The organism is Marinobacter sp. L-80, assembly GCF_056859395.1.
The window spans coordinates 1-22663 of sequence record NZ_JBSXOI010000036.1; the positions used below are offsets into that span (position 1 = coordinate 1).

Genomic DNA, 22663 nt, shown 5'->3' on the forward strand with positions numbered 1-22663 from the left:
TTTGATTGCTGGAGGGTGAAGGTACGCATGGGCCGGTGCACTGACTGGGTGAATGGATGTCAGGTGCGATTATATCGCCTCAGGCCTTGCGGTTGCAGGTCTGGGGATTAAATTAGACCGTGTGAAGTCACGGATTCAGGTATCTATCAGCACTGTGGCAGTTTTGGTTCAAGACTCCACACTTCAGACAAGCCGAATATCCTGGTTGGTTATGCTCAGTGGCCTGATCGGGAAACGTGGCAGAAAGATCGTCACGTAATCGATGAAAAATATCATAGGGCACGTAAACAAATGCTCGACTGCCTGGTTCAATCGAAAACTGTCTATGAATTGGAAGTCAGTGACGATTACTTGCGTGCCAATCTGTCCCGTAGTCCCAACCAGGACTGACTGACAGCCTTCCCCCGTTCAGCAAGACGCGCAACCTTCTCCATGCCATATCTCACATCAGGCTGCGCGTACGGCTACCCTCGTACCGTTGAACGCCGCATTGCCCGTCAACGCGTCAATGCGCCCGGAATCGGTGACGTCGTTCATGCTCACGCCGGGTTGTCCCTCGGCGATCGACATGGCGGTGTCCGGCCGGTTATGGCCCCAGCCCTGGGGCATGCTGATCACACCCTCGAACATATCGTCGTCGATTTCTACTGGCAGGTTGATGCTTCCGGAAGCCGACGTAACCGTGGCCAGTTGTCCGTCTTCAAGCCCGATTTTGAGGGCATCTGACGCGTTCATCTGCAAAGTGCACGGGTTCTTGCCTTTTACCAGCCGGTGGGAGTTCTGGGTCCAGGTATTGTGGCTGCGGGGCAGGCGGCGGCTGACCAGCGTGAACGGATAGTCGCTGGTCTCATCTGCCTGCAACAGGCCTGAGGCATCCAGGCGTTTCAGATCGTCCAGATACAGCTGCGGAGCCACCCGGATCTTGCCGTCTTCGGTCTGGATGCGCTGCGCCAGGCAGGGCTGCAGCGGTCCCAGATCCACGCCATGGGGGTAGGCTTTCAGGGTCTCGAGGCTCATGCCTTCCTTTCCGTAGGCGCCGTGTTTCAGGCCCAGATCCAGCATGGCCTCCGGCGTTACGCCATCGTCTTCCAGGCCGGTTAACTGCAGGGCCAGATCCCGCAGAATCTCCCAGTCGTGTTTCTGGTTTGGCGCTTTTTCGAACATCGGTTCCGAGAATTTCGCGGTATTGCGAACGGCGAAAGAGTTGAAGAACACATCGAAGTGCGGCACTTCCAGCCCGGTCGTGGCCGGCAGGATGATGTCGGCGTGCCGGGTGGTTTCGTTCAGGTAGATATCCACCGACACCATGAAATCCAGGGTATCGAAAGCGTCTTCCAGTCGGGCTCCGCCGGGCGCCGAAAGCACCGGATTACCGGCGATGGTGATCATCGCGCGAATCTGGCCCTCGCCCGGGGTCAGAATCTCATCGGCCAGGGTGGCCACGGGGAATTCGTTGTTGAAGTAGGGCAGCTTTCGTACCCGGGACTCGTAACGGCCATAGGAACTCGGCTTGCCCTTTTTGTCCCTGACAAGATCAAAGGCCGGCTGGGGGAACATGGCGCCACCGCGGCTATCGAAGTTGCCGGTGAGAATGTTCAATACATTGTTGAGCCACTGGCAGAGGCCGCCGAACGACTGCGTCGAGGCGCCCATGCGGCTGTAGCAAACGGCGCTCTTCGCAGCTGCCATCTCCCGGGCCAGCTCGCGGATGGCCTCCGCGGTCATACCACAGGCTGCCGCCACGTTTTCCGGGCTATAGGGTTTTACGGCCTCGGCCAGTTGCTCCAGCCCGTCGATCCGGTCTTCCAGATGACCAAGGGTAACCAATTGTTCCTCAAACAGGGTGTGAACCATGGCCAGCATGAACAGGGCATCGGTTTCCGGGCGGATAAACAGGTGCTGGTCGGCCTTTCTCGCAGTCTCGGTGCGCCGTGGATCAACCACCACCACCTTGCCGCCACGTTGCTGGATGGCCTTCAGGCGTTTGCCGACGCCGGGGGCGGTCATCAGGCTGCCGTTGGAAACAATCGGGTTGGCACCAATGATCAGCATGAAATCCGTATGGTCGATGTCCGGCACCGGAATCAGCATGCCGGCACCCAGCATGTAATTGGAGGCCACGTGGTGTGGTAACTGGTCCGCCGATGCGGAGCTGTAGCGGTTATTGGTGCCCAGCGCCTTGAAGAACCGCGGCAGCATGATGGCGTTGCCGAAGTTATGGGCGTTTGGATTACCCAGATAAACCCCGACCGCATCCTGCCCGTGTTCCTGCTGGATGCCGCGAAACCGCGAGGCGATTTCCTCGAAGGCAGCTTCCCAGCTGATCTCCTGCCAGCCGTCCGCGGTGCGCTTCATAGGTGCTTTCAGGCGGTCCTTGTCATTGTAGAAATCCTGCAGTGCAACGGCTTTCGGGCAGATATGGCCGTGGCTGAACGGGTCGTTGCTGTCGCCCTTGATGGACAGGATCTCGCTACCCCGATGCTGGATTTCGAGGCCACACATGGCTTCACAGATGTTACAGGTGCGGTAATGGGTCTGGGTGTCGGTCATGGCAAACACTCGGTCCGGATATTGTCGTTATTGGTACTGGCAGTGTGGCACAAGCCGGCGGAAAATCAGACGGTCATAATTCACATAAAACCGGTCAATCCCGCCAAATACTGTTTCTCTCGGTGCCTGAAAGACAGGCCGGAATTTCATCGTACAATAGCCCATGGCTAAAACCTTTTACCGTCGGGGCCCGGACCATCGAGCCGGAGCGCCGGTTACCTTTCTCGACGTCCGCCGTCGTTTCCAGTTCCGTTCCATCGAGCTTGGCCGCTGGGTCACCGAGCCGGAAAAACAGCGCAGTGCGTCGCTGTTCTACGATGCCCTGTGCGACCTGATGACCATTCTTGGCGGCACCGAGTCTCTGGTTTCCCTGCGTGGCACCCTGGCTCTTCAATATGGCATTGGCGGCCGACCGGGTGTGTCGGCCCACTACACGCCGGCCACGCGCAGCTTCTCACTGGCCAAAAATGCCGGGCCCGGCAGCATCGCCCACGAGTGGTTTCACGCCTTTGATCATTACATCGGCGAGAAACTTTTCGGCGAGGCCCACAGAGGCCAGTTTGCTTCGAAGCTCTGGCTTGGCCGTGACGACGCTGTGCGGCATCCGCTGAACGATCGACTGCAGGCCTGCTTCAAGGCGATTCTGCTGGACGAAAAAGGCGCAGAGCCCAGCGAGCTCTTCCGGTGCTCGGTGAGGGCGGACAAAGCGGCAGGGATTCAATATTTCAGCTTGCCTGAAGAGCTTTGCGCCCGGGCGTTTGAAGCGTTTGTGCAGGATGCAAACGTGAAGAACGCCTTTCTGGTGAGCGGAACCCGGGAATCTGAAGAGGCAAAACTGGGTCTGTACCCGGTGGGCGCGGAACGCGAACGCGTCAACAACGCTTTTTACGATTATTATACCGCTCTTGGCCGGGCGCTCCGGTCAGCAGAGGAGTAATGGCTTGTGACAGCACTTGAGCTGAAAATACCACCGGTGGTTCTTGTCGCTATTGTGGCGGTTGGGATGTGGGCTCTGTCCCGCATTGCACCTGACTTGGCAATCGCCATTCCAGCAGCAGGCTGGTTGGCGTCTGGCGTTGCACTGACGGGTATGGCGATCGCGGTTCTTGGTGTCTTGGCGTTCAGAAAGGTGGGCACAACGGTAGATCCCAGGGTTCCCGGGCAGTCGGAAAGTCTCGTGGTTTCTGGTGTCTATCGGTACAGCAGAAACCCGATGTACCTCGGATTCCTGCTGGTTCTCTGCGCCTGGGGGCTGTGGCTTGGCAATCTGCCGGCCCTGCTTTTTCTACCGGCATTTGTCCTCTACATGAACCATTTCCAGATTGTTCCGGAGGAGCGGTTCATGCGGGACAAATTCGGTGCCACCTATACGACCTACTGTGCCAAGGTTCGCCGCTGGATATGAGCAGCAATTCAGCGGCAGTGCGCGTGAGCAAACCAACTAAAGGAGCCGTTCCAGGCTAGAAGCCTTCCTTTCAACCTCCAGCCAGGCCTGTAGCTCGTGGAGCGGCTTCGGCGAGCAGATCCAGTAGCCCTGGAGCATTTCCGCTCCCAACTGGTTGAGAAGGCGGGCCGACTTTTCGGTTTCGACACCCTCGGCCACCACCTGATAGCCCAGGCCCTGGCCCATCCTGATGGCGGTTTCGACAATCATCCGCGCGCCCTCGCTGGATTCGATGTCCTGTAACAGAGCGCGGTCCAGTTTGATTTCGCTGGCCGGTAGTTTCTTGAGATAGGAAAGCGAGGAGTAGCCGGCGCCAAAGTCGTCAATCGACAGCTTCAGCCCGATAGCCGTTAATTCGTTCAGGGCGTTCAGGCCCCTGTGGGGATCGTCCATGGCAGCGGTTTCGGTCAGCTCAATGATGACCTGTTCCGGATTCAGCTGATTGCGCTTTGTCCGGGTTTCGAACAGCCCCACCAGTTCCGGAGAGCTCAGATCCCGGGCAGAGATATTCACAGAAACGGTCAGAGACGGATCGAGGGCATGGAGTTCCTTCAGATCGTTCAGAGCCTGGTCCACCACCCATCGGGTCAGATGTTTGATCACTCCGGTTTTCTCCGCCATCGGAACAAACTCAATCGGCGGCACCCAGCCCCGGTCCGGGTGATGCCAGCGGATCAGGGCTTCCACACCCACCACTTTACCTGTCGCCAGGCTGATTTTAGGCTGATAGTAGAGCTCGGTCTGATTGTGGTGCAGTGCCTCCCGGAGGTCGGACATCAACGTCAGCCGGCTTTCGTCATAGATGTCATCCTTGCGGGAATACAGGCCGGTTTGATACGGGCCATGAGGCGCCATTTCCATGCCGACATGGGCATTGCGGATCAGCAGAGCGGCTTTCTTGCCATGTTCCGGATAGCTGGCGGCACCAAACCGGGGATTGGGCTCTATGGCAATGTTATCCAGCAACACGGGTTCCGCCAGTTGTTTGAGTGCGTTATCCAGCGACTGGAAGTCGTCTGCCGTTTTACTGACGTTCACCAACAAACCAAAACTGTCGCCAGACAGCTGATATACCCGCTCATCGTTCCCACGCGCATCGACGGTGTGATGAACCATGGGCAGGCCTGAGGCCAAACGGGTCATATGCTCTGCCATGGCCTTGAGCAAACGTTCGCTACGGTCGAGGCCCAGGGTCCGGCTGATTTCCTTGAGCTGCGTTATCCGGGTAACGCCCACCATGAAGCGCCCGTTGGGGTTTTCCCGCAATTGCTCATCCACCATCCATTCGAACCGGTTCCGGTTTGGTAGCCCGGTCACCGGATCGTGGGTCAGTGCTTCATTCAACTGGGTCTGGGCTTCGTTGCGGGCCTTCTGTTGTTTGAGGATATCGGCCTGAGCCTGGATTTTCTGTTCCCGTTCCCGGTACAGGCGGTCGGCGAGGGCAAGCGTGAGAATGAAAGCCTCGAGCCCGGAGCCGATCTGCATGGCGTACTCGGTAAAGAAATTCTCTGGCAACAGGCCCAGGGCCCGCCCCGCCGTTGCCGAGACCCCTATCGTAAGAGGTGTCCAGGCGATCGTGAAGAACACCCCGGCCCTGACACCGGCAGCCCAGGCCACAGGGCCGGCCACCAGGAGCAGCGAGAAGAATGCGAACGCGGAAACGGCCGCCACCCGGATACCGGTGTCGTAATCCAGCAGCGGCGCAGACAGGAAAAACAGCATCTCAAACAAGAGCATCGCCTGCAGGGCCCGGTACAGCCTGGGGCTGTTAGAGCGCACCTGGAGGAACTCCATGCAGAACAGTATCGAGAACATCGCCAGGAATGGCATCGACAGCAGAAGCACATGCGTGTGAAGAAACGGTGCGCCCGGGTAGATGTGCTGAAGTGTATAGCCGCGCACAGCGGCGAAGAACAGGAAGTAGCCGGAAATGGCCAGGGCGTAGAACAGGTACAGCTTTTCTCGCAGGGTCAGGAACACGGCCAGGTTGATCAGGATGATCACTGCCAGACTGCCGTAGTAGAAAAAGTGCAGTTTCTGCTCGTTGGCAGCGGCTTCGTAAAAATCATTCTGCTGCCAGATCTGCAGCGGCACCACCATCGTGCCCTGGGTGGCGACCCGGATATAAAGCGTTTTCGAGGCGTCCGGGGCTACATGGAATCGATATAGCATGTTGGGATGGTCGACATCCCTGGGGTAGAAAGAGCGGGTGTCCCCGGTGGCGAATTCTCGGAGCAGGGTGCCGCCGGAGAGCTCGTGAAACACCACGTCATCAAGCTGGGAATAGCCCAGCTCTGCAATCAGAAGCTGGTCGCGGCCGGTCTGGTTTTGCACCTCAACCCGCAGCCAGTAGGCGGAATCGGTAATCCCGAAGGTGGCCTTACCCGATGGATTGGTCTGCCAGGCGCGATCGGGAAGGGCGCGAACATCGGCCAGTTCCGCTTCGGCGCTGGCGTCTTCCCAGTACTGGAAATGGCTTTCAATCGGTTTTTCTGAGGCAAGTGTGACCGGGGCGCTATTCGCATGCGCAAACTGCGACGTGAAAGTCGCCAGACTCAGTAAAAAGATACGCAGAGCAGTGCTGAGGATCACCAACAGTAGACCCCGTTATATCGCCATCAGGCTTTTTTATTTTCCTGATCATCAGCTTAACAGCCTTTCTTCACCGGAAAAGCCGAGAACCAATATTTAATGTAGCGAAATGTCTCATATCTGCAGATTCTCCGCCTTGCCCACCCGTCCTTTTGTGCTCCCCGTAGCCCTCAAGCACCTGTCTCGATAGCGGCCCATCTGCTACGTTGAAAGGAGACATTCATTCCCAAGGAGGCCTCTATGTTCGTCGCTGAAAAAGCAACCGGGCACCTGATCGAAGTTCTGGATACACAGGCGCTGTTTGATCCCCATAGCCAGCAGGTGCGAGGCAGCCTCCATTACGGAGAGGAGGCGCAGGATCCTGAATTGTTTAAAAAAGCCGAACTCGCATTTCCCTCCGGTGAAGCGCTTCCTGTGTGCTGGACAGACCCGGATTACCGTCGCCATAGCTGATATTTGCTTGCCCTTCCTGCCGTCACAACCGCGCCATATCAGAGTGGCGCGAGGCTTCCCTGCTTTCTGATCAGGTTTGAATTCCCCGCCTCGCTTCTGTAAGATTTTTATTAATTGAACGTTCAATTAATAAAAAGCAGGGCTGATTGGTGCTGCTTTTCAACACCGGAAACAAGACGAGTAACCGAAGCCGCCATGCCAAAAGTTGGGGTCAAAGACACACGCAAGCAGCAGCTGATTGAAGCCACCATGCATTCGATTGCCGAGCTGGGCATGCAGAACACCACCATTGTGAGCATCAGCAAACGGGCGGGCATGTCCTCCGGGATTATCAGCCATTATTTCGGCGGCAAGCAGGGTCTGATTGAGGCGGCCCTGCGTTATCTGCTCGATCAACTGGGCAAGGAACTGCGGGAGCGCATGGCCAAGACCGACCGCTCCCCGGAACAGCGGCTCAATTGCATCATCGAGTCGAACTTTTCCGAGTTTCAGCGCTCGGCGCTGGCGGCCAAGACCTGGCTGAGCTTCTGGGCCCGGTCGATGCATGAGCCGGGGCTCAAGCGGCTGCAGAAGATCAACAACGCCCGGCTGTACAGCAACCTGCGATATTCCTTCGCACAGGTGCTTGAACCGGCTGCGGCGACCGAGGCCGCCCGGCAAACCGCGGCAATGATCGATGGGTTCTGGTTGCGCAGTGCCCTGAGCCTGGACCCGGCAGAGAGTTTTGAAGCCGGTGAGCGGCTCTGCAAGAAATTTGTCCACGAGACACTGGCGCAGGCAACCGCCTGAGCCGGGATTGATTCGAACGGCCCACAAGGCCTGAAGACACCGAACTGAGGTTAATTACCGACTATGTCTGCATCTCTTCCTGTTGTTCAGAATTTCGTCCATGGCCGTTTCCTGGCCAACAGCACCGGCGAAACCTTCCCTGTGGTGAACCCGGCCACGGGTCAGGTTATCTACGAAGTGGAAGTGGCGGATGAATCCGTGCAGCAGGCCGCCATTGAAAGTGCCCGCGCCGGTTTTTCCGAGTGGTCTGCCATGACTGCCATCGAGCGCAGCCGGATTCTGCTTCGGGCGGTTGCGCTTCTGAGAGAGCGTAATGATGAATTGGCTGCCGCAGAGGTGCGCGATACTGGCAAGCCCTGGCAGGAAGCAGAAGCCGTGGATGTGGTCACCGGTGCCGATGCGGTTGAGTTCTTTGCCGGCCTGGCACCCTCCATCGAAGGTAACCAACAGGACCTGGGCGGTGATTTTTACTACACCCGCCGGGAGCCCCTGGGCATCTGTGCCGGCATTGGCGCCTGGAACTACCCGATCCAGATCGCCTGCTGGAAATCCGCGCCGGCCCTGGCCTGCGGTAACGCCATGATCTTCAAGCCATCCGAGGAAACCCCCATGGGTGCGGTGAAGCTGGCGGAAATCTTTACCGAAGCGGGCGTGCCGGCGGGCGTGTTCAACGTGGTGCAGGGCGCCGCCGAAGTTGGCCAGTGGCTGACCCACCACCCGGAGATTGCCAAGGTCTCCTTCACGGGAGAAGTGGCCACCGGCAAGAAGGTGATGGCAGCGGCATCCTCCACCCTGAAGGACGTCACCATGGAGCTGGGCGGGAAGTCACCGCTGATCATCTTTGACGATGCGGATCTCGAGAACGCCATTTCCGCCGCCATGGTCGGCAACTTCTACACCCAAGGTGAGATCTGCACCAACGGCACCCGGGTGTTTGTTCATGAAGATCTGTACCCGCGCTTTATCGAACGTCTGCTGGAACGCACCCGCAACAATATCAAGCCTGGCGACCCGATGAATCCGGACACCAATTTCGGCGCGCTCATCTCCGCAAAACACCGGGATCTGGTGCTCGATTACATCGCCAAAGGCCTGTCCGAGGGCGCTACTCTCAGCCACGGCGGTCGGGCCTTCGAGCCGGAGGATTCCAAAGGCGGCTATTTTGTGGAACCCACCATTTTCACCGACTGCACCGATGATATGACCATCGTAAAGGAAGAGATTTTCGGGCCGGTGATGTCGGTTCTCACTTTCCGCGATGAGGACGAGGTAATTGCCCGCGCGAATAACACGGATACGGGGCTGGCCGCTGGCGTATTCACCAACGATATCCGTCGGGCGCACCGGGTCATTCACCAGATTCAGGCCGGCATCTGCTGGATCAACAGCTACGGCGCCTCCCCGGCGGAAATGCCGGTGGGCGGCTACAAACTCTCCGGCATCGGCCGCGAGAACGGGCGCGAAACCATTGCGCACTACACCCAGATCAAATCGGTGTATGTGGGCATGGAAGATTTGGACGCACCCTTTTAGTCGCAGGCCACACAGGAGAACGCGTATGACAGAAAATCGATACGACTACATCATTGTGGGTGCGGGTTCCGCCGGTTGTGTACTGGCCAACCGCCTGACCGAGGACGCGCGCCACCGGGTGCTGCTGCTGGAAACCGGCGGCAGCGACAAGAGCATCTTCATCCAGATGCCCACCGCCCTTTCCATTCCCATGAACACCAAGAAATACGCCTGGCAGTTCGAGACCGAGCCGGAGCCCTTCCTGGACAACCGTCGCATGCACTGCCCACGGGGCAAGGTGCTGGGGGGGCTTCCTCCATCAATGGCATGGTCTATGTCCGTGGCCACGCCCGGGATTTTGACGAATGGGATTCCGAGGGCGCTACTGGCTGGCATTACCGCAACGTCCTGCCGTATTTCAGGAAGGCCGAAACCTGGGCCTTTGGCGGCAACGACTACCGGGGCGATAAGGGCCCGCTCGGTGTGAATAACGGCAATAACATGCAGAATCCGCTCTACAAGGCCTTTATCAGGGCGGGTTCCGATGCCGGTTACTTCGAGACCGATGATTACAACGGTACGCAGCAGGAAGGCTTCGGCGCCATGCACATGACCGTGAAGAACGGTCGTCGCTGGTCCACTGCGAACGCCTATCTGCGCCCGGCCATGGAGCGCGATAACCTGACTGTGGTCACCCATGCGTTGGTGCACAAGGTGTTGCTCGATGGCAAAACCGCCACCGGTGTCCGTTACGAGCAGGGCGGCAAGGTGCACGAGGCGAAAGCCGCCGAGGAAGTCATCCTGTCAGCGGGCTCTATCGGTTCGCCCCACCTGCTTCAGCTGTCCGGAATTGGCAAGCGTGAGGTACTGGAGAAGGCTGGTATCGAGGTAAAGCACGAGCTACCCGGCGTTGGTGAGAACCTGCAGGACCACCTGGAGTTCTACTTTCAGTATCGCTGCAAACAGCCGGTGTCGCTCAACGGCAAGCTAGACTGGTGGAACAAGCTGAAGATCGGTGTTCGCTGGATTCTCCGCAAGGATGGTCTGGGCGCCACCAATCACTTCGAGTCCTGTGGCTTCATCCGGTCCAAGGCCGGCGTCGAGTGGCCCGACCTGCAATATCACTTCTTACCGGCAGCCATGCGCTATGACGGTAAAGAAGCCTTCAACGGAGACGGATTCCAGCTGCACATTGGTCACAACAAGCCGAAAAGTCGGGGCTTTGTGCATGTGCAATCGGCCGACCCGAAACAGGCACCGACCATCCGCTTCAATTATCTGCAGCACGAGGCAGACCGGGAGGGCTTCCGGGACTGTGTGCGCCTGACCCGGGAAATCATCAACCAGCCGGCCATGGACGAGTACCGGGGAGCGGAGATCCAGCCCGGTGCCGAGGTCCAGACCGACGAGGAAATTGATGCGTTTGTCCGCCAGGCGGTGGAGAGCGCCTACCACCCGTCCTTCTCCTGCAAGATGGGCACCGACGAGCTGGCGGTGGTGGACCCGGAGACGCGGGTTCACGGTATCCGGAATCTCAGGGTGGTGGATTCGTCCATCTTCCCGACCATACCCAATGGCAACCTGAATTCGCCCACCATCATGTTGGCCGAGCGGGCAGCCGATCTGATCCGGGGCAGGGAGCCCCTGCAACCTTCTGACGCGCCTGTGGTGATGGACGACCAGTGGCAGACACGTCAGCGACCGGGACAGGCAAAGCGCGCGCTCGCATAGCGCGTCGTCATCCCACCCGGGCGTGCAACGCGCCCGGGGTTTTGCAAGCCCTCAGGATTTCCCTATCAGCGCGACGGTGTTCTGCCGTTTTCGGGCGCCCGATAGGCAAGTCCTGGGTTTGTGTCCGATTCGAACCAAGTAGAGGAGGAACACCCATGCTGTTTATCAAAAAGAAAGAAAGTAACCGGAGGACGTTATGACACTCTGGTTATCCGCAGGTCTGATCTTCACCTTCGCCGCCATTGTGCTGATCCTGTACAAATGGTGGGACATCCAGTGCATCGGCGTAACGCCGGTACGAACCTTCACCTTTATCGCCATTCTGTTCACCTCCGGTCTGGATGTGGGGCTGATCATGTTCCCGCTGACCGAGTTCGGTGGCTATGGCGATCTGTCGGCAAGCCCGGAGTACGGCTTTGCCAATCCGCTGGCTATCGAATTCGGGTTCTGGGCGTTCCTGATCTGGGGCTTCTATTTCCTGACCTGTTTTTACTTCGCGATCATTGAGCCGCGGGTGCAGTTCTTTGAGATTCCGTTGGAGAAGGTCGTAAACAACGTGGTGATCATCGGCACCTGTGCGTTTACCGCCTATCTGCTGCTGGTGAATCTGCCCTGGTACCTGCCCATGCTCGGTGATGGCGAATCGGTGGTACCAGCGTTCTACTTCATTGTATTTGCCTCGATTGCGCTGGCGGTCTATTCCAGCTCCAAGATCAAATATGTGCGCATCCTCAGTCTGGGCTCGAGCCTGTTGTTTATTGCCCTGATCGTGGGCATGTGGTTCCGGGCGTTCGTTATGGGTGCGGGCTCACCGGCAGATTTCTTCGGCACCGCCGGATTGATCGGCGAGTACTTCGCCAACATCCACCAGTTTGCCCTGCCGATCAATGACTACCACGAGTTCTACCTATTTTGGTGGTTTGCCTGAAGCATCATGATCGGCCAGTTCACCGCCCGTTTCGTGAGCGGTATCCGCACCTGGCAGCTGTTGATTGCCATGCTGGTGGTACCGTCCATCGCCATTGGTGTCTGGTTTACCGTGCTTTACCACTACCACGCGGAAGGCCTGCAGATTGCGGCGTTCACCAATATCGCCATGATTTCGGTGGGTGTTTTGATGGTGGTGAACTCGCTGGATTCATTGATCCGGCTCTATACCGACAACCTCAATCTCACTGCCCAGCGCCTCGGGCGGGTGAACTATGTGGTGTTCAATTTCCTGGCGATGGTTGGTCTGACCATGCTGTTCCAGCTGGATTTCTTGCGGATTCAGTGGGTTGGTGCCCTGGTGATTGCGCTGTATTTTGGCTGTTTCGTCTATATCCTGGCGAACAAGCGGGCAGAAGTGGCTGCCATTAAAGTGTCACCGAAAGAGAATATTCTGGACTTTGGAAAGATTGAACTGGCTGGTTAAGACCCCATAAACGGGGTGGCGGAAAAATTCCCTTCAAAAGCCAGAGATAGGTTTTTTCTATCCCTGGCTTGGGAATTATCAATTTTATCCGCATCGCCGATATCCGTACTGTGGGCGCCACAAATTCATTAACCTATGAATCCATCAACAAGGAGTTCTTTAATGGGCATCATTAACAGCGAGATCAAACCGTTCAACGCTACCGCCTTCAAAAACGGCGAGTTCGTTGAGATCAGCGAAGCAGACGTGAAAGGCAAGTGGGCGGTATTTTTCTTCTACCCGGCCGACTTCACTTTCGTGTGCCCGACTGAGCTGGGCGACGTGGCTGACAAGTACGAAGAGCTGCAGAAACTGGGCGTTGAAGTATTCTCCGTGTCTACCGACACGCACTTCACCCACAAGGCATGGCACAGCAGCTCCGAGACCATCGGTAAGATTAACTACTACATGGTTGGCGACCAGAACGGCACCATCACCAACAACTTTGGTGTGATGCGCGAAGGTCAGGGCCTGGCAGACCGCGCTACCTTCCTGATCGATCCGGACGGCGTTATCCAGGCCATGGAAATCACTGCTGAAGGTATCGGCCGTGACGCAGACGACCTGATGCGCAAAGTGAAAGCCGCTCAGTACGTTCGCAAGAACCCTGGCGAAGTATGCCCGGCCAAGTGGAAGGAAGGCGAAGAAACGCTGACTCCGTCACTGGACCTGGTTGGCAAGATCTAAGCTCTCCTGACGGAAAGCTTGGTTACAAAAAACCCCGGAAAATCCGGGGTTTTTTATGTCTGATGAAAAAGTGAGGTTCAAAGAGCCTCTAGGATGGTTTCGGCGCTGGTCTGGTCCAATCCCTGGGCGTCGATATTCAGCAGCTCGACCTTGCCGTCGTTCACGATCATGGCGTAGCGCTGGCTACGAATGCCCATGCCGTTCGCAGTCCGATCCTGGGTCAGATCCAGAGCCTTGGCGAACTCTGCCACGCCATCGGCCAGCATGACGATTTCTTCGGCGTTGTGGGCCTTGCCCCAGGCGTCCATTACAAACGCGTCGTTTACTGACGTGCAAACGATGCTGTCGATGCCCTTGGCCCGCAGTTTGTCGGCATTTACCACAAAACCGGGTAAATGGGCGGCTGAACAGGTGGGGGTAAACGCGCCGGGTACAGCAAACAGAACGGCTTTCTTGCCGGCAAAGAGTTCACTGGTACGGACTTTCTCAGGGCCTTTTTCGCCCATTACCTGAAGTTCGATGTCTGGCAGGGTATCACCCGGCTGAATTGGCATTGCTATGGTCTCCGCTGTTGTCCTTGTTGAAATAGTCGGCACCCCGGGCCTTGAGGCGATAGAACTCTTCAATTACGCCGGCCATCGCCTCGGCACAGTAGGGCCGCAGACCACTTAATACGAGCCGTTTGGTCACTTCGCCCACTGGTTTGTGATCGGCGGTCAGACGGTATTCCAGAAGAACGTTACCCCGTTTACCGGCTGCCTCCAGGGTGGCGTTGTGCAATTCCAGCCCGGGCGAGGGCAGATCCAGATTCTCCAGGGCCAGGCTCATGCTCTCGTACATCACCATGGGGCGATCAGGATTGAACATCACCCCGTTAGACTCCATCAAAGGTTTCAGGGTATGGGGGAAGTTCTTGCCGGAGGCCGCCACATAGGCACGGGTGATGGTCTCGATCAACTCCTCATCCCGGGTTGTCGCGCCGCTGCGGGCCACCTCGATATAGACTTTGCCGGCGTCGTCACAGACGTCAATGGTGTTTTCGGTTTCAACGAACTTGAGCGGCACATTCTCTCCAAGCAGGCTGCGGAACCGGAAGGTCATGTTCTCCGACAGCCCGAACCGGGCGAGCACAATGGCGAAAAGCAGGTCTCCTGGAACGCAGAAACGGCGGGCATCCGGGTCGTGGATGGGATTGAAATCCCCCGCGATTTCCTTGGCGAACTGGCTTGCCTGCAGGGCGGAAATTACGACGTGTCCGTCCTGGACGGAGTGGAAACGGTCTAGAAACATGCGTTGCCTATTCTGGATACCAGAGAATGATGTTGCGACGATATGACAACATCATACTGCGGCAGGCTTTCGGTGGATATGCGCTATTGGTCAAGCCCCGAGCAGCGGTGAATCTGGAGGTATAGCAAAGCCCTATCAAACAGTTTGGGTCAATTAATTTGAGCATTGAGTGGCGGGGCCGTATTGTTGCACCAACTCAACTTAACCACCGTATTTGATTCAAATACTTAGTTCCGAAATTTAAAGGAGAAGTCAGACTATGTTGGATGCCAATATCAAGGAACAGCTCAAGGCCTACATGGACAAGCTGCAGCAGCCGATTGAGCTGGTTGCGGCCTATGACGACAGCAAGAAGTCCCAGGAACTCCGGGAGCTGCTGGAAGAGCTGGAGCCGATGTCTTCCAAGATCAGTCTCCGCACTGAAGAATCCAATGACGTGCGTCGTCCGTCCTTCGCCATCAACCGAGTAGGCACCGATATTGGCGTTCGCTTTGCGGGCATCCCCATGGGCCACGAGTTTACTTCCCTGGTCCTGGCCCTGCTGCAGGTGGGTGGTCATCCCTCCAAGGCGTCCCAGGATGTGATCGAGCAGATCCAGTCTCTGGAAGGCCGGTTCGAGTTTGAAACCTACTTCTCGCTGTCCTGCCAGAACTGCCCGGACGTGGTTCAGGCCCTGAACCTGATGAGCGTGTTGAACCCGAACATCACGAACACCTCTATCGATGGGGCCCTGTTCCAGGATGAAGTGGAGCAGCGCGAAGTCATGGCGGTTCCCAGCGTTTACATGAACGGTGAGCCCTGGGGCCAGGGCCGTATGACCCTGGAAGAAATTGTTGCCAAGCTGGACACCAGCTCCAGCGAGAAAGACGCCGAGAAAATCAATCAGAAAGACGCCTTTGAGGTCCTGATCATTGGTGGCGGCCCGGCTGGCGCTTCTGCTGCTATCTACGCTGCGCGGAAGGGCATTTCCACCGGCATCGCGGCCGAGCGTTTCGGTGGCCAGGTAGCTGACACCATGGGCATTGAGAACCTGATTTCCGTACCCTACACCGAGGGTCCGAAACTGGTGGCGGCCATGGAGCAAAACGTCAAGGAATACGACGTGGAGATCATGAACATGCAGCGCGCGGAGAAGCTGATCCCGGCGTCACGCCCGGGCATGCTCCACCAGGTAAGGTTGGAAAACGGTGCCACACTCAAAGCGCGCAGCCTGGTGCTGTCCACCGGTGCCCGCTGGCGCCAGATGGGCGTTCCGGGAGAGGAAGAGTACCGCAACAAGGGTGTGGCCTACTGCCCGCACTGCGACGGCCCCCTGTTCAAGGGCAAGCGCGTGGCGGTAATCGGTGGAGGTAACTCCGGTGTCGAGGCAGCCATCGATCTGGCCGGTATCGTGGGCCATGTAACCCTGATCGAATTCGGTGCCGAGATGCGTGCTGATGAGGTGTTGCAGAAGAAACTGCGGAGTCTGAAGAACGTGGAGATCATCACGTCAGGACAGACCACCGAGATTACCGGGGAGAATGGCAAGGTCAACGGTCTGAATTACACCGACCGCAACTCCGGTGAGCAGCATCACATCTCCCTGGAAGGTGTGTTTGTACAGATCGGCCTGGTGCCCAACACCGAATGGCTGAAGGGTGACATCGAACTCAGCCAGCACGGCGAGATCATCGTTAACGACCGCAACGAAACCTCCATTCCGGGCGTTTTTGCAGCGGGCGACGCGACGACCGTGCCTTACAAGCAGATCGTGATCTCCATGGGCGAAGGTTCCAAAGCCGCCCTCAGCGCCTTTGACTTCCTGATCCGCAATTCTGTGGACGAGAGCGAAGACGAAGCGGCGTAATCCACTCAACGCCGCCTGATGAGAGAGAAAGGCACCGGAGCGATCCGGTGCCTTTTTTTTCAAATCCCCATATTTAACAAGGTTTTTCTGGCGTATAGAATACGACATTGCCATACTGCGGAACCTGTATGAAAAATAGTCATTTATTTGTCGTCATGGACTGATGCGCGAGTCATGAAACGCTACCTCTCTGGATTTCGGGTACTCCTGTTTGCCGCAGTCATACTGAGTACGCCTGCCGTGGCCGATCCGGTGATCCGGATCGCGGTTCCGGATATCACCAGCCTGCTGACCGAAAACCGGGATGGTGTTTACCAGAGAATCCTGCACAGGGCCCTGGAAGGCCTTGATGTGCCTGTGACCGAGCAGTTCTTTCCCTACAAACGGGCCATGATGGTATTCGAGCAGCATGGCGCAGACTGCATCTATTCCTTCACCGAGGTCCTGGAGCGTCGATTGGGCGACGATGCGGTTATTGCCAGTTTTCCACTCGGCAAATTCACCTATTACCTGTTCACCCCGCAGGACGCAGATCCCATCAGTTCCCTGTCGCAACTGGAGGGGAAAACCGTGGGTGCGGTTATTGGTCATGAGACCTATCTGGACGGAGTGCTGGAGGGCCACGACGTTAATGTGATCTGGTCGAAGAGCGATGCCCAGAACCTGGCCATGCTCGAGCACCAGAGATTCGGCGCCATGATTGCTGCGGTTCCGGATGTCCGGCCTTTCATGGACGAGCTCAGCTACGATCCGAAGACGCCCCTTCTTGAAAGTTACGATCGGCTTACCTGCCACAACACCGAAGCCAACCGGCAGTTCCTGACCAGGCTCTCGGCTCGGATGAAGAGCCTCAAAGAAGCCGGGCTCTACGAACAATTGGCCGGCCAGCTCTACGTTGAGTTTGAAGACCCCGCTCCGGCCGCTGAACATTCCCTTCTGAACTGAGACATTGGTTACGGATCTCCGCTTGTGTGTTACACGACAGGTCGGTAGCTTAGGCCCCTTAAAAGCCAACTCTGCCAGATCGTCCAGAGGGTTGTTCATTACATGAAGTCCTTTCCAGCCCGCTTCCTCATTGGTTTCCTGCTCCTGTTTACAGTTCCTTTGGCAGACGCCGGCACCCGGCCAAGCGTTGTTTTTCTTTCCCCGGACGACTCCCGGTTCTGGCAACTGGTGGCCGGTTTCATGGAGGCAGTAGCGGAGGATCTCGAGGTAGACCTGGAGGTTCAGTACGATCGGGAGAGTCATCGATTCAGCTATCTTCGCATGGCGAAGGACGTATTGGCCCGAGAAGAAAAGCCCGACTACCTGCTGTTCATGTGCAAGGAGCATGTTACCGAATCCATGCTCAGGCTCGCGGATGGGGCCGGTGTAAAGACGTTTACCTTCAATACCGATGTGCCTGACGCCGCTCGAGCCAGCATCGGTATGCCCCGAAGTGTCTTGTCGGGCTGGCTCGGCCATCTTTCGCCGGACAATATTGCCGCCGGCCGTTCTCTGGTAACGCTGCTGGGCAAACAGGCCGAACAATTGGGGCTGGCCTCCGGCCCCAGTATTCCCATGGTCGCCCTCTCGGGAACCCTTGATTCGTCTGCCACCAAGGACAGGAATGGAGGGCTGCTGGCGGCTGCGGTCCAGCAGCGCAGCGAGCTTATGCAACTGGTGTACGCCAACTGGAGCGGCACGCTGGCCCGTGAAAAAACGGAGGTCCTGCTGAAGCGCTATCCGAATACTGTCTCAATCTGGAGCGCGAGTGATGGTATGGCAATGGGTGCCATTGAAGCCGCTCGAAATGCCGGCCGGACGCCGGGCAAAGATCTGTTGGTGGGCGGCGTAGACTGGGAACCTGAGGCCCTGGAAAGTATCCGGCAGGGGGAGTTACTGGTCAGCCTCGGCCGACATTTCATGGGCGGTGGACTTGCCTTGCTCCTGCTGCATGATTATCACCATGGCCAGGATTTCGGAGATATGTCACCGGACTATGTTTTCCGCTACAAGCTGGAACCTGCAACCCGTGAAAATGTTGAGCGGGTGCAGCGCATTATGGACTCGAAGAATTGGAGCGCCATTGATTTTAGGCGCTTCAGCCGCATTGGTGAGACTGAGACCGGGAAAACAGTGCCCGATTCTGATGCCGTGCTGGATGCGATCAGTGGGGCGCTGGCAGGGCAGAGAGCAGACACCGTAGCGAGGAGAGAATAAGGTCTTCCTGGATTCGAGCAGGCTCTAGGGGCTCGATATATCCTGCACCAGACTGCCTTTCGGAGCTTCAGGCTCCTCTTCTTCGGCAAAGAGATGACTGTAGGCCGCCCGGACACCAGAGACGATAAACTCATGGGGCACGTCGTCGAACAGGCCGTGGTCGTTCACATATTCCATGTGCGCGTGGCCATCCTCGGTGTACTCCTGGAACATGGAATCGTGCACCCCATCGAATTCCAGCGGCTCCACCTTCATCAGCTCGCACAGTTGCCGATTGAACGCCGGCGTCGCCTTCACCCATTGGCCATTCAGGAACAGCTCGATATACCCGTGCATACGGAAAATGTCCGACCGCAGCCATTCGATCAGTTTCGGGCTTGAGAGATGGTTGCGTACATCGGCCAGGCCGAGGCGGCTGGGAACGCCAATCGAGCGAGCTGCCGCGCCCAGGAGAACCGCCTTTGGGATGCAGTAGGTTTCGCCGCTTTCCAGAGCGTAGCTGGCACTGAACGTGTTGGCATCGGTCCGGAATACGTAGGGGTTGTAGCTGATGCTGTCACGAACAGCGAGATAGAGCGCCTTGATCTGCTCCACCGGCTCATCAGGAACTCCCTCCAGCTCTGACTCGATCCAGGCCTGCAGCCGGGGATGGTCATAGTCAAAAAAAGCGGTGGGCTGGAGATAGCGTTCCATAGTCATCAGTCCGGTCTCGGGATCAGACTCTGATCGTGCTCAATTGGCAATGCACAGGCAATGGCGGTTTCCGCCAGAACGATTGGGGAAAGTGCTCAGAGCATGGGGTTTGCAGTCTAAAGGTCCCGCATTAATTCGTAGGTGCACATATTCACCGCTGAGGCCAGGTTCAGGGACTCGATCTGCCCCTGGCCTTGAATGCTGTACGACACCGCCTTCAATTGATTGAGGGCCTCCCGCGGCACGCCCCGGGCCTCGTTGCCGAACAGATAACAGTCGTGTTCCCTGAAGCCCCGGGATGCCATCGAACCGCCATTGAGGTCGAGGCAGGCCAGGCTCTGGTATCGGTCGGGAAGGCTTGTCAGAGCAACGTCGGTTTCAAGAGGGACGTGAAAGAGCGCCCCCATGCTGGCTCGCACTACCTTCGGGTTGAAGGGGTCGACACTGCCCGGGCTCAGCAGACACCGGAAACCGCCGAACCAGGCGAGGGTGCGCAGTATCGTACCGAGGTTGCCGGGGTCCTGAACCTCATGCAGGTAAATCGTTTTTTCGCCGGGCACCGGTTCCGCCGGGCGCTCCGGCATGGGCACCACCGCCAGAATCCCCTGGGGTGTTCGGGTGTCGGCGAGCTGTGCCATCTGGCGATCGCTGATGACATGGGTTCTGAACGGGCTCTGCCAGTGCTCATAGGCTCCGGTGACGTAAAGTTCCGAGGCCGTCAGAGCGGGTTGGCGGTCGGCGGCTTTCTGCAGCTCGAGAACCAGGTGTTCGCCCTCAACCAGATAGTGGCCAAACGACTGCCGGTATTTTTTCTGGTGCAGCTTTTTGATGTCGGCCAGATTCACGAGGGGAGTCTCCGGTGAGGTGGGCTTGGTCGGTTCTGAAAAATCACAGAATGCTGGCCGGATTGTACGTGTGGCCAGCGCGGTTGTCAGGGTTTTGCCGCGGCCCGGCGCGGCACGTACAATAAGCGCTTGGCTTTCCCGTTCTGAAGAGACCCCATGGCCCGATCCAAAAGCAGTAACCGCTGGCTCGAAGAGCACGTCAACGACCCCTTCGTGAAGCAGGCGCAGGTGGATGGCTACCGCTCCCGTGCCAGTTACAAGCTACTTGAGATCAACAAGAAGGATCGGCTGATCCACCCCAACATGGTGGTTGTGGATCTGGGCTCCGCCCCCGGTGGCTGGTCCCAGGTGGCGGCCAAACTGGTGGGCCACAAGGGCCGTGTCATCGCCTCCGATATCCTGCCCATGGATGCCATTGCCGGCGTCGATTTTATCCAGGGTGATTTCACCGAGAACGACGTGTTCGAATCGATCATGGCCACCCTGGGCGATGACCCGGTGGACGTGGTGATTTCCGACATGGCTCCGAACATCAGCGGCGTGACCGTGGCCGACCAGGCCGCCTCCATGTACCTGGTGGAACTGGCCCTGGACATGGCAAGCCAGGTACTCAAGCCCAAAGGCAGTTTCCTGGCCAAGGTGTTTCAGGGCGAAGGGTACGATGAGTACCTGAAATCGGTCCGCGCTGTCTTCGACAAGGTTGTGGTGCGAAAGCCGGATTCCTCCCGCTCCCGCTCCCGGGAAGTCTACATTCTCGGCAAGGGCTTCAAGGGCTGATTCAGCCTGCAGCCCTGTCGAATCCCTGCATGACGTTCACCGCATTCACGCCGATGGCGTCGACGTCGTAACCGCCTTCCATGGTAAATACCGTTGGTAGTCCAAGCCGGGCGAGACGTTGGCCCAGGGTCAGATAATCGCCGGAGGTCAGCTTGAAGAACGAAATCGGGTCTTCCTCGAAGGTATCAACACCCAGGGCGACCACCAGGGCGTCCGGCTGGAATGACTGGATCCGCTCGCAGGCGGTTTCCAGCCCCTGACTCCAGACGCTGTAGGGCGTGTTTGGCGGGTAGACGATATTCAGGTTGTAGCCCTCGCCGGCGCCCTCGCCAATCTCGTCTTCAAAGCCCAGAAAATGGGGAAACACCAGGTCCGGATCGCCATGCAGGCTGATGGTGAGCACATCGCTGCGTTCGTAGAAGATCGCCTGGGTGCCGTTGCCGTGGTGGAAGTCCACATCCAGCACCGCGACCTTGCCATAGCCCCGGTCACGAAAGGCCTGAGCCACGATGGCGGCGTTGTTGAAGAAACAGTACCCGCCGAACAGATCGGCATGGGCGTGATGTCCGGGTGGGCGGCACAGGGCAAAGGCCGCGCGCTCGCCTCCGGCCACCAGTTTCTGGGCGGTAAGGGCCACATTGGCGGATGCCCGGGCGGCTTCCCACGTACCATCCGGGATCGACGTCTCCGCCGCGAAGCTGTAATAGCCCAGCCGGCCGTCGATGTCCCTGGGCAGCCGATGGCGCATGCCGCGACCCGCCCAGACCGCCGGGATGGCTTCACCCGGTTTGCCGGCAGCCAGCCAGTCCTGCCAGCAGGTTTCCAGGAACGCCACGTAATCGGCGGTGTGTACCCGTTTGACGGGCTCCAGGCCATATTCTTCCGGTTCCAGAATCTCTCCCAGCGCCTGTTCTTTCACTCGTGCCAGGATGGTTTCGGCACGGGACGGCTTCTCGTGAGGCTCGATCAGCAGTCCGCCATCCAGTTCGGTTTTGACGTGTCGGCGGCTGTGCAATGGAGAGAATACGGTTTTCATGGTCTTGAGTGGTCCTTGCTGAATGACGTGAGCACTTTGGCACAGGGAGCTTGATGGCTCAAAGGCCCTGATTGTGGCAGGCTGAAACCTTTTGCGGGCAGAGGGGATTACCGATATGGCGACGAGCGACAGGCCGGTAAAGGATGATTGATCTGATCGCGGACATGACCCTCGCCGAGGTTCTGGGCCAGGTGTGCGGTCTTGTAGCCCTGGGTTTCTGCATTGCCGGCTTCGCGAACAAGAATGACGACCGGTTGATGGTGCTGCTGATCTCCGCCAACGTTGCGTTTGCCCTGATGTTCGCGTTCTTCGAGAGCTGGACCGCCTCGGCACTGACCGTTCTGGTGATTGTGCGCATTACTTTGGCGCGCAAGTACCAGGGCAACTGGCCTATTATGCTGGGCATGCTCGTGGTGAACCTGGTGGTAGCCTGGGCGACCTGGAAATCCATCACCGATGTATTCCCGCTCGCCGCCGCCGTTTTCGGCACCGTGGGCATGTTCATGCTCAGGGGAATTCCCCTGCGAATCGTGCTCGGGTTTGCTGCCCTGGCCTGGATGCTCAACAACATCGTTATCGGTTCCGTGGGTGGAACCCTGGCAGAAGGCATGGTGCTGGTCACCAACATCATCACCATCATCCGGCTCTATCGGCTGCAGAAGAAATACCCCGATTTCACGCCCGGGAGTTGAACGGCGTTGCGGGTCGGCGGTTTCGCATCTCGAGACTGACTGAAACAACCAGGGGCAGGGACCACTTTGGC

The 22663-nt window shown here is 57.8% G+C and carries 20 protein-coding genes and 1 pseudogene; 14 read left to right on the forward strand and 7 right to left on the reverse strand.

The features are described from left to right. Nucleotides 1-447: 447 nt before the first annotated feature. Nucleotides 448-2550 (reverse strand): molybdopterin-dependent oxidoreductase, encoded by a 2103-nt coding sequence (locus tag AC13E3_RS01860; protein ID WP_405417627.1) that lies wholly within the window; start codon nt 2548-2550, stop codon nt 448-450. 163 nt (nt 2551-2713) lie between these two features. Here AC13E3_RS01860 and AC13E3_RS01865 point away from each other — a divergent pair, with 163 nt between their 5' ends. Together AC13E3_RS01865 and AC13E3_RS01870 are read left to right on the forward strand one after the other, a co-directional pair. Next, nucleotides 2714-3487, forward strand: a complete 774-nt coding sequence (locus AC13E3_RS01865; protein WP_405417624.1) for a CLCA_X family protein — start codon at nt 2714-2716, stop codon at nt 3485-3487. Between the two features lie 6 nt (nt 3488-3493). Further along, nucleotides 3494-3955: a methyltransferase family protein gene (locus tag AC13E3_RS01870; RefSeq protein WP_405417621.1), complete on the forward strand. Its 462-nt coding sequence runs from the start codon at nt 3494-3496 to the stop codon at nt 3953-3955. 36 nt (nt 3956-3991) lie between these two features. Here the strand turns inward: AC13E3_RS01870 and AC13E3_RS01875 are convergent, their stop codons facing one another. Next, complete coding sequence (locus tag AC13E3_RS01875; RefSeq protein ID WP_405417618.1) at nt 3992-6586, reverse strand: EAL domain-containing protein; 2595 nt, start codon at nt 6584-6586, stop codon at nt 3992-3994. 240 nt (nt 6587-6826) lie between these two features. Here AC13E3_RS01875 and AC13E3_RS01880 point away from each other — a divergent pair, with 240 nt between their 5' ends. The 7 genes and pseudogenes from AC13E3_RS01880 (at nt 6827) to ahpC (ending at nt 13211) form a co-directional block, all read left to right on the forward strand. Next, nucleotides 6827-7039: a hypothetical protein gene (locus tag AC13E3_RS01880; RefSeq protein WP_053113332.1), complete on the forward strand. Its 213-nt coding sequence runs from the start codon at nt 6827-6829 to the stop codon at nt 7037-7039. Between the two features lie 195 nt (nt 7040-7234). Continuing rightward, nucleotides 7235-7828: a transcriptional regulator BetI gene (gene betI / locus AC13E3_RS01885; RefSeq protein WP_104270952.1), complete on the forward strand. Its 594-nt coding sequence runs from the start codon at nt 7235-7237 to the stop codon at nt 7826-7828. A 63-nt stretch (nt 7829-7891) separates the two neighbouring features. Beyond that, nucleotides 7892-9361 (forward strand): betaine-aldehyde dehydrogenase, encoded by a 1470-nt coding sequence (gene betB / locus AC13E3_RS01890; protein WP_104270951.1) that lies wholly within the window; start codon nt 7892-7894, stop codon nt 9359-9361. 25 nt (nt 9362-9386) lie between these two features. Beyond that, nucleotides 9387-11071, forward strand: a pseudogene (betA, locus tag AC13E3_RS01895) (choline dehydrogenase). Nucleotides 11072-11267: 196 nt separating this feature from the next. Continuing rightward, complete coding sequence (locus tag AC13E3_RS01900; protein WP_405417611.1) at nt 11268-11999, forward strand: hypothetical protein; 732 nt, start codon at nt 11268-11270, stop codon at nt 11997-11999. A gap of 6 nt (nt 12000-12005) precedes the next feature. Beyond that, complete coding sequence (locus AC13E3_RS01905; protein ID WP_405417608.1) at nt 12006-12485, forward strand: hypothetical protein; 480 nt, start codon at nt 12006-12008, stop codon at nt 12483-12485. A 162-nt stretch (nt 12486-12647) separates the two neighbouring features. Further along, nucleotides 12648-13211 carry an alkyl hydroperoxide reductase subunit C gene (gene ahpC / locus AC13E3_RS01910; protein WP_008172630.1) on the forward strand — a complete coding sequence of 188 codons (564 nt, stop codon included), beginning with the start codon at nt 12648-12650 and terminating at the stop codon, nt 13209-13211. A gap of 77 nt (nt 13212-13288) precedes the next feature. Here ahpC and AC13E3_RS01915 read toward each other — a convergent pair whose 3' ends face one another. Beyond that, the gene (locus tag AC13E3_RS01915) at nt 13289-13765 is read right to left on the reverse strand and encodes a peroxiredoxin (RefSeq protein WP_008172631.1); all 477 of its coding nucleotides are present in this window, start codon (nt 13763-13765) and stop codon (nt 13289-13291) included. Next, nucleotides 13746-14501, reverse strand: coding sequence for a DUF3581 domain-containing protein (locus AC13E3_RS01920; RefSeq protein ID WP_008172632.1), 756 nt, complete (start codon nt 14499-14501; stop codon nt 13746-13748). The genes AC13E3_RS01915 and AC13E3_RS01920 overlap by 20 nt, the downstream gene beginning before the upstream one ends. Nucleotides 14502-14760: 259 nt before the next feature. Here AC13E3_RS01920 and ahpF point away from each other — a divergent pair, with 259 nt between their 5' ends. From ahpF to AC13E3_RS01935, 3 genes are all read left to right on the forward strand, one after another. Beyond that, nucleotides 14761-16347, forward strand: coding sequence for an alkyl hydroperoxide reductase subunit F (gene ahpF, locus AC13E3_RS01925; RefSeq protein WP_053113328.1), 1587 nt, complete (start codon nt 14761-14763; stop codon nt 16345-16347). A gap of 174 nt (nt 16348-16521) precedes the next feature. Then, the gene (locus AC13E3_RS01930; RefSeq protein WP_405417604.1) at nt 16522-17292 is read left to right on the forward strand and encodes a hypothetical protein; all 771 of its coding nucleotides are present in this window, start codon (nt 16522-16524) and stop codon (nt 17290-17292) included. A gap of 102 nt (nt 17293-17394) precedes the next feature. Further along, nucleotides 17395-18549, forward strand: a complete 1155-nt coding sequence (locus tag AC13E3_RS01935; protein WP_405417603.1) for an ABC transporter substrate-binding protein — start codon at nt 17395-17397, stop codon at nt 18547-18549. 24 nt (nt 18550-18573) lie between these two features. On the opposite strand, the gene AC13E3_RS01940 is transcribed toward AC13E3_RS01935, so the two are convergent. Together AC13E3_RS01940 and AC13E3_RS01945 are read right to left on the reverse strand one after the other, a co-directional pair. After that, nucleotides 18574-19242, reverse strand: a complete 669-nt coding sequence (locus AC13E3_RS01940) for a transglutaminase-like domain-containing protein (RefSeq protein ID WP_008172637.1) — start codon at nt 19240-19242, stop codon at nt 18574-18576. A 116-nt stretch (nt 19243-19358) separates the two neighbouring features. After that, nucleotides 19359-20087: a TrmH family RNA methyltransferase gene (locus AC13E3_RS01945; protein WP_092030706.1), complete on the reverse strand. Its 729-nt coding sequence runs from the start codon at nt 20085-20087 to the stop codon at nt 19359-19361. Nucleotides 20088-20243: 156 nt separating this feature from the next. On the opposite strand from AC13E3_RS01945, the gene rlmE reads away from it, so the two are divergent. Further along, complete coding sequence (rlmE, locus tag AC13E3_RS01950; RefSeq protein ID WP_053113324.1) at nt 20244-20864, forward strand: 23S rRNA (uridine(2552)-2'-O)-methyltransferase RlmE; 621 nt, start codon at nt 20244-20246, stop codon at nt 20862-20864. Nucleotide 20865: 1 nt separating this feature from the next. Here the strand turns inward: rlmE and AC13E3_RS01955 are convergent, their stop codons facing one another. Then, nucleotides 20866-21900, reverse strand: a complete 1035-nt coding sequence (locus tag AC13E3_RS01955) for a histone deacetylase family protein (RefSeq protein ID WP_405417598.1) — start codon at nt 21898-21900, stop codon at nt 20866-20868. Nucleotides 21901-22043: 143 nt separating this feature from the next. Here AC13E3_RS01955 and AC13E3_RS01960 point away from each other — a divergent pair, with 143 nt between their 5' ends. Continuing rightward, complete coding sequence (locus tag AC13E3_RS01960) at nt 22044-22592, forward strand: YgjV family protein (RefSeq protein ID WP_108018289.1); 549 nt, start codon at nt 22044-22046, stop codon at nt 22590-22592. Nucleotides 22593-22663: the final 71 nt, after the last annotated feature.

Excerpts from the sequence above, each read along its gene's own strand:
- ahpF (WP_053113328.1), top strand. The coding sequence starts at position 14,761 with ATGTTGGATGCCAATATCAAGGAACAGCTCAAGGCCTACATGGACAAG.
- AC13E3_RS01930 (WP_405417604.1), top strand. The coding sequence starts at position 16,522 with ATGAAACGCTACCTCTCTGGATTTCGGGTACTCCTGTTTGCCGCAGTC.
- betB (WP_104270951.1), top strand. The coding sequence starts at position 7,892 with ATGTCTGCATCTCTTCCTGTTGTTCAGAATTTCGTCCATGGCCGTTTC.
- AC13E3_RS01900 (WP_405417611.1), top strand. The coding sequence starts at position 11,268 with ATGACACTCTGGTTATCCGCAGGTCTGATCTTCACCTTCGCCGCCATT.
- AC13E3_RS01905 (WP_405417608.1), top strand. The coding sequence starts at position 12,006 with ATGATCGGCCAGTTCACCGCCCGTTTCGTGAGCGGTATCCGCACCTGG.
- AC13E3_RS01865 (WP_405417624.1), top strand. The coding sequence starts at position 2,714 with ATGGCTAAAACCTTTTACCGTCGGGGCCCGGACCATCGAGCCGGAGCG.
- betI (WP_104270952.1), top strand. The coding sequence starts at position 7,235 with ATGCCAAAAGTTGGGGTCAAAGACACACGCAAGCAGCAGCTGATTGAA.
- AC13E3_RS01935 (WP_405417603.1), top strand. The coding sequence starts at position 17,395 with ATGAAGTCCTTTCCAGCCCGCTTCCTCATTGGTTTCCTGCTCCTGTTT.
- AC13E3_RS01920 (WP_008172632.1), bottom strand. The coding sequence starts at position 14,501 with ATGTTTCTAGACCGTTTCCACTCCGTCCAGGACGGACACGTCGTAATT.
- AC13E3_RS01960 (WP_108018289.1), top strand. The coding sequence starts at position 22,044 with ATGATTGATCTGATCGCGGACATGACCCTCGCCGAGGTTCTGGGCCAG.
- AC13E3_RS01955 (WP_405417598.1), bottom strand. The coding sequence starts at position 21,900 with ATGAAAACCGTATTCTCTCCATTGCACAGCCGCCGACACGTCAAAACC.
- ahpC (WP_008172630.1), top strand. The coding sequence starts at position 12,648 with ATGGGCATCATTAACAGCGAGATCAAACCGTTCAACGCTACCGCCTTC.
- AC13E3_RS01915 (WP_008172631.1), bottom strand. The coding sequence starts at position 13,765 with ATGCCAATTCAGCCGGGTGATACCCTGCCAGACATCGAACTTCAGGTA.
- AC13E3_RS01860 (WP_405417627.1), bottom strand. The coding sequence starts at position 2,550 with ATGACCGACACCCAGACCCATTACCGCACCTGTAACATCTGTGAAGCC.
- rlmE (WP_053113324.1), top strand. The coding sequence starts at position 20,244 with ATGGCCCGATCCAAAAGCAGTAACCGCTGGCTCGAAGAGCACGTCAAC.
- AC13E3_RS01940 (WP_008172637.1), bottom strand. The coding sequence starts at position 19,242 with ATGGAACGCTATCTCCAGCCCACCGCTTTTTTTGACTATGACCATCCC.
- AC13E3_RS01880 (WP_053113332.1), top strand. The coding sequence starts at position 6,827 with ATGTTCGTCGCTGAAAAAGCAACCGGGCACCTGATCGAAGTTCTGGAT.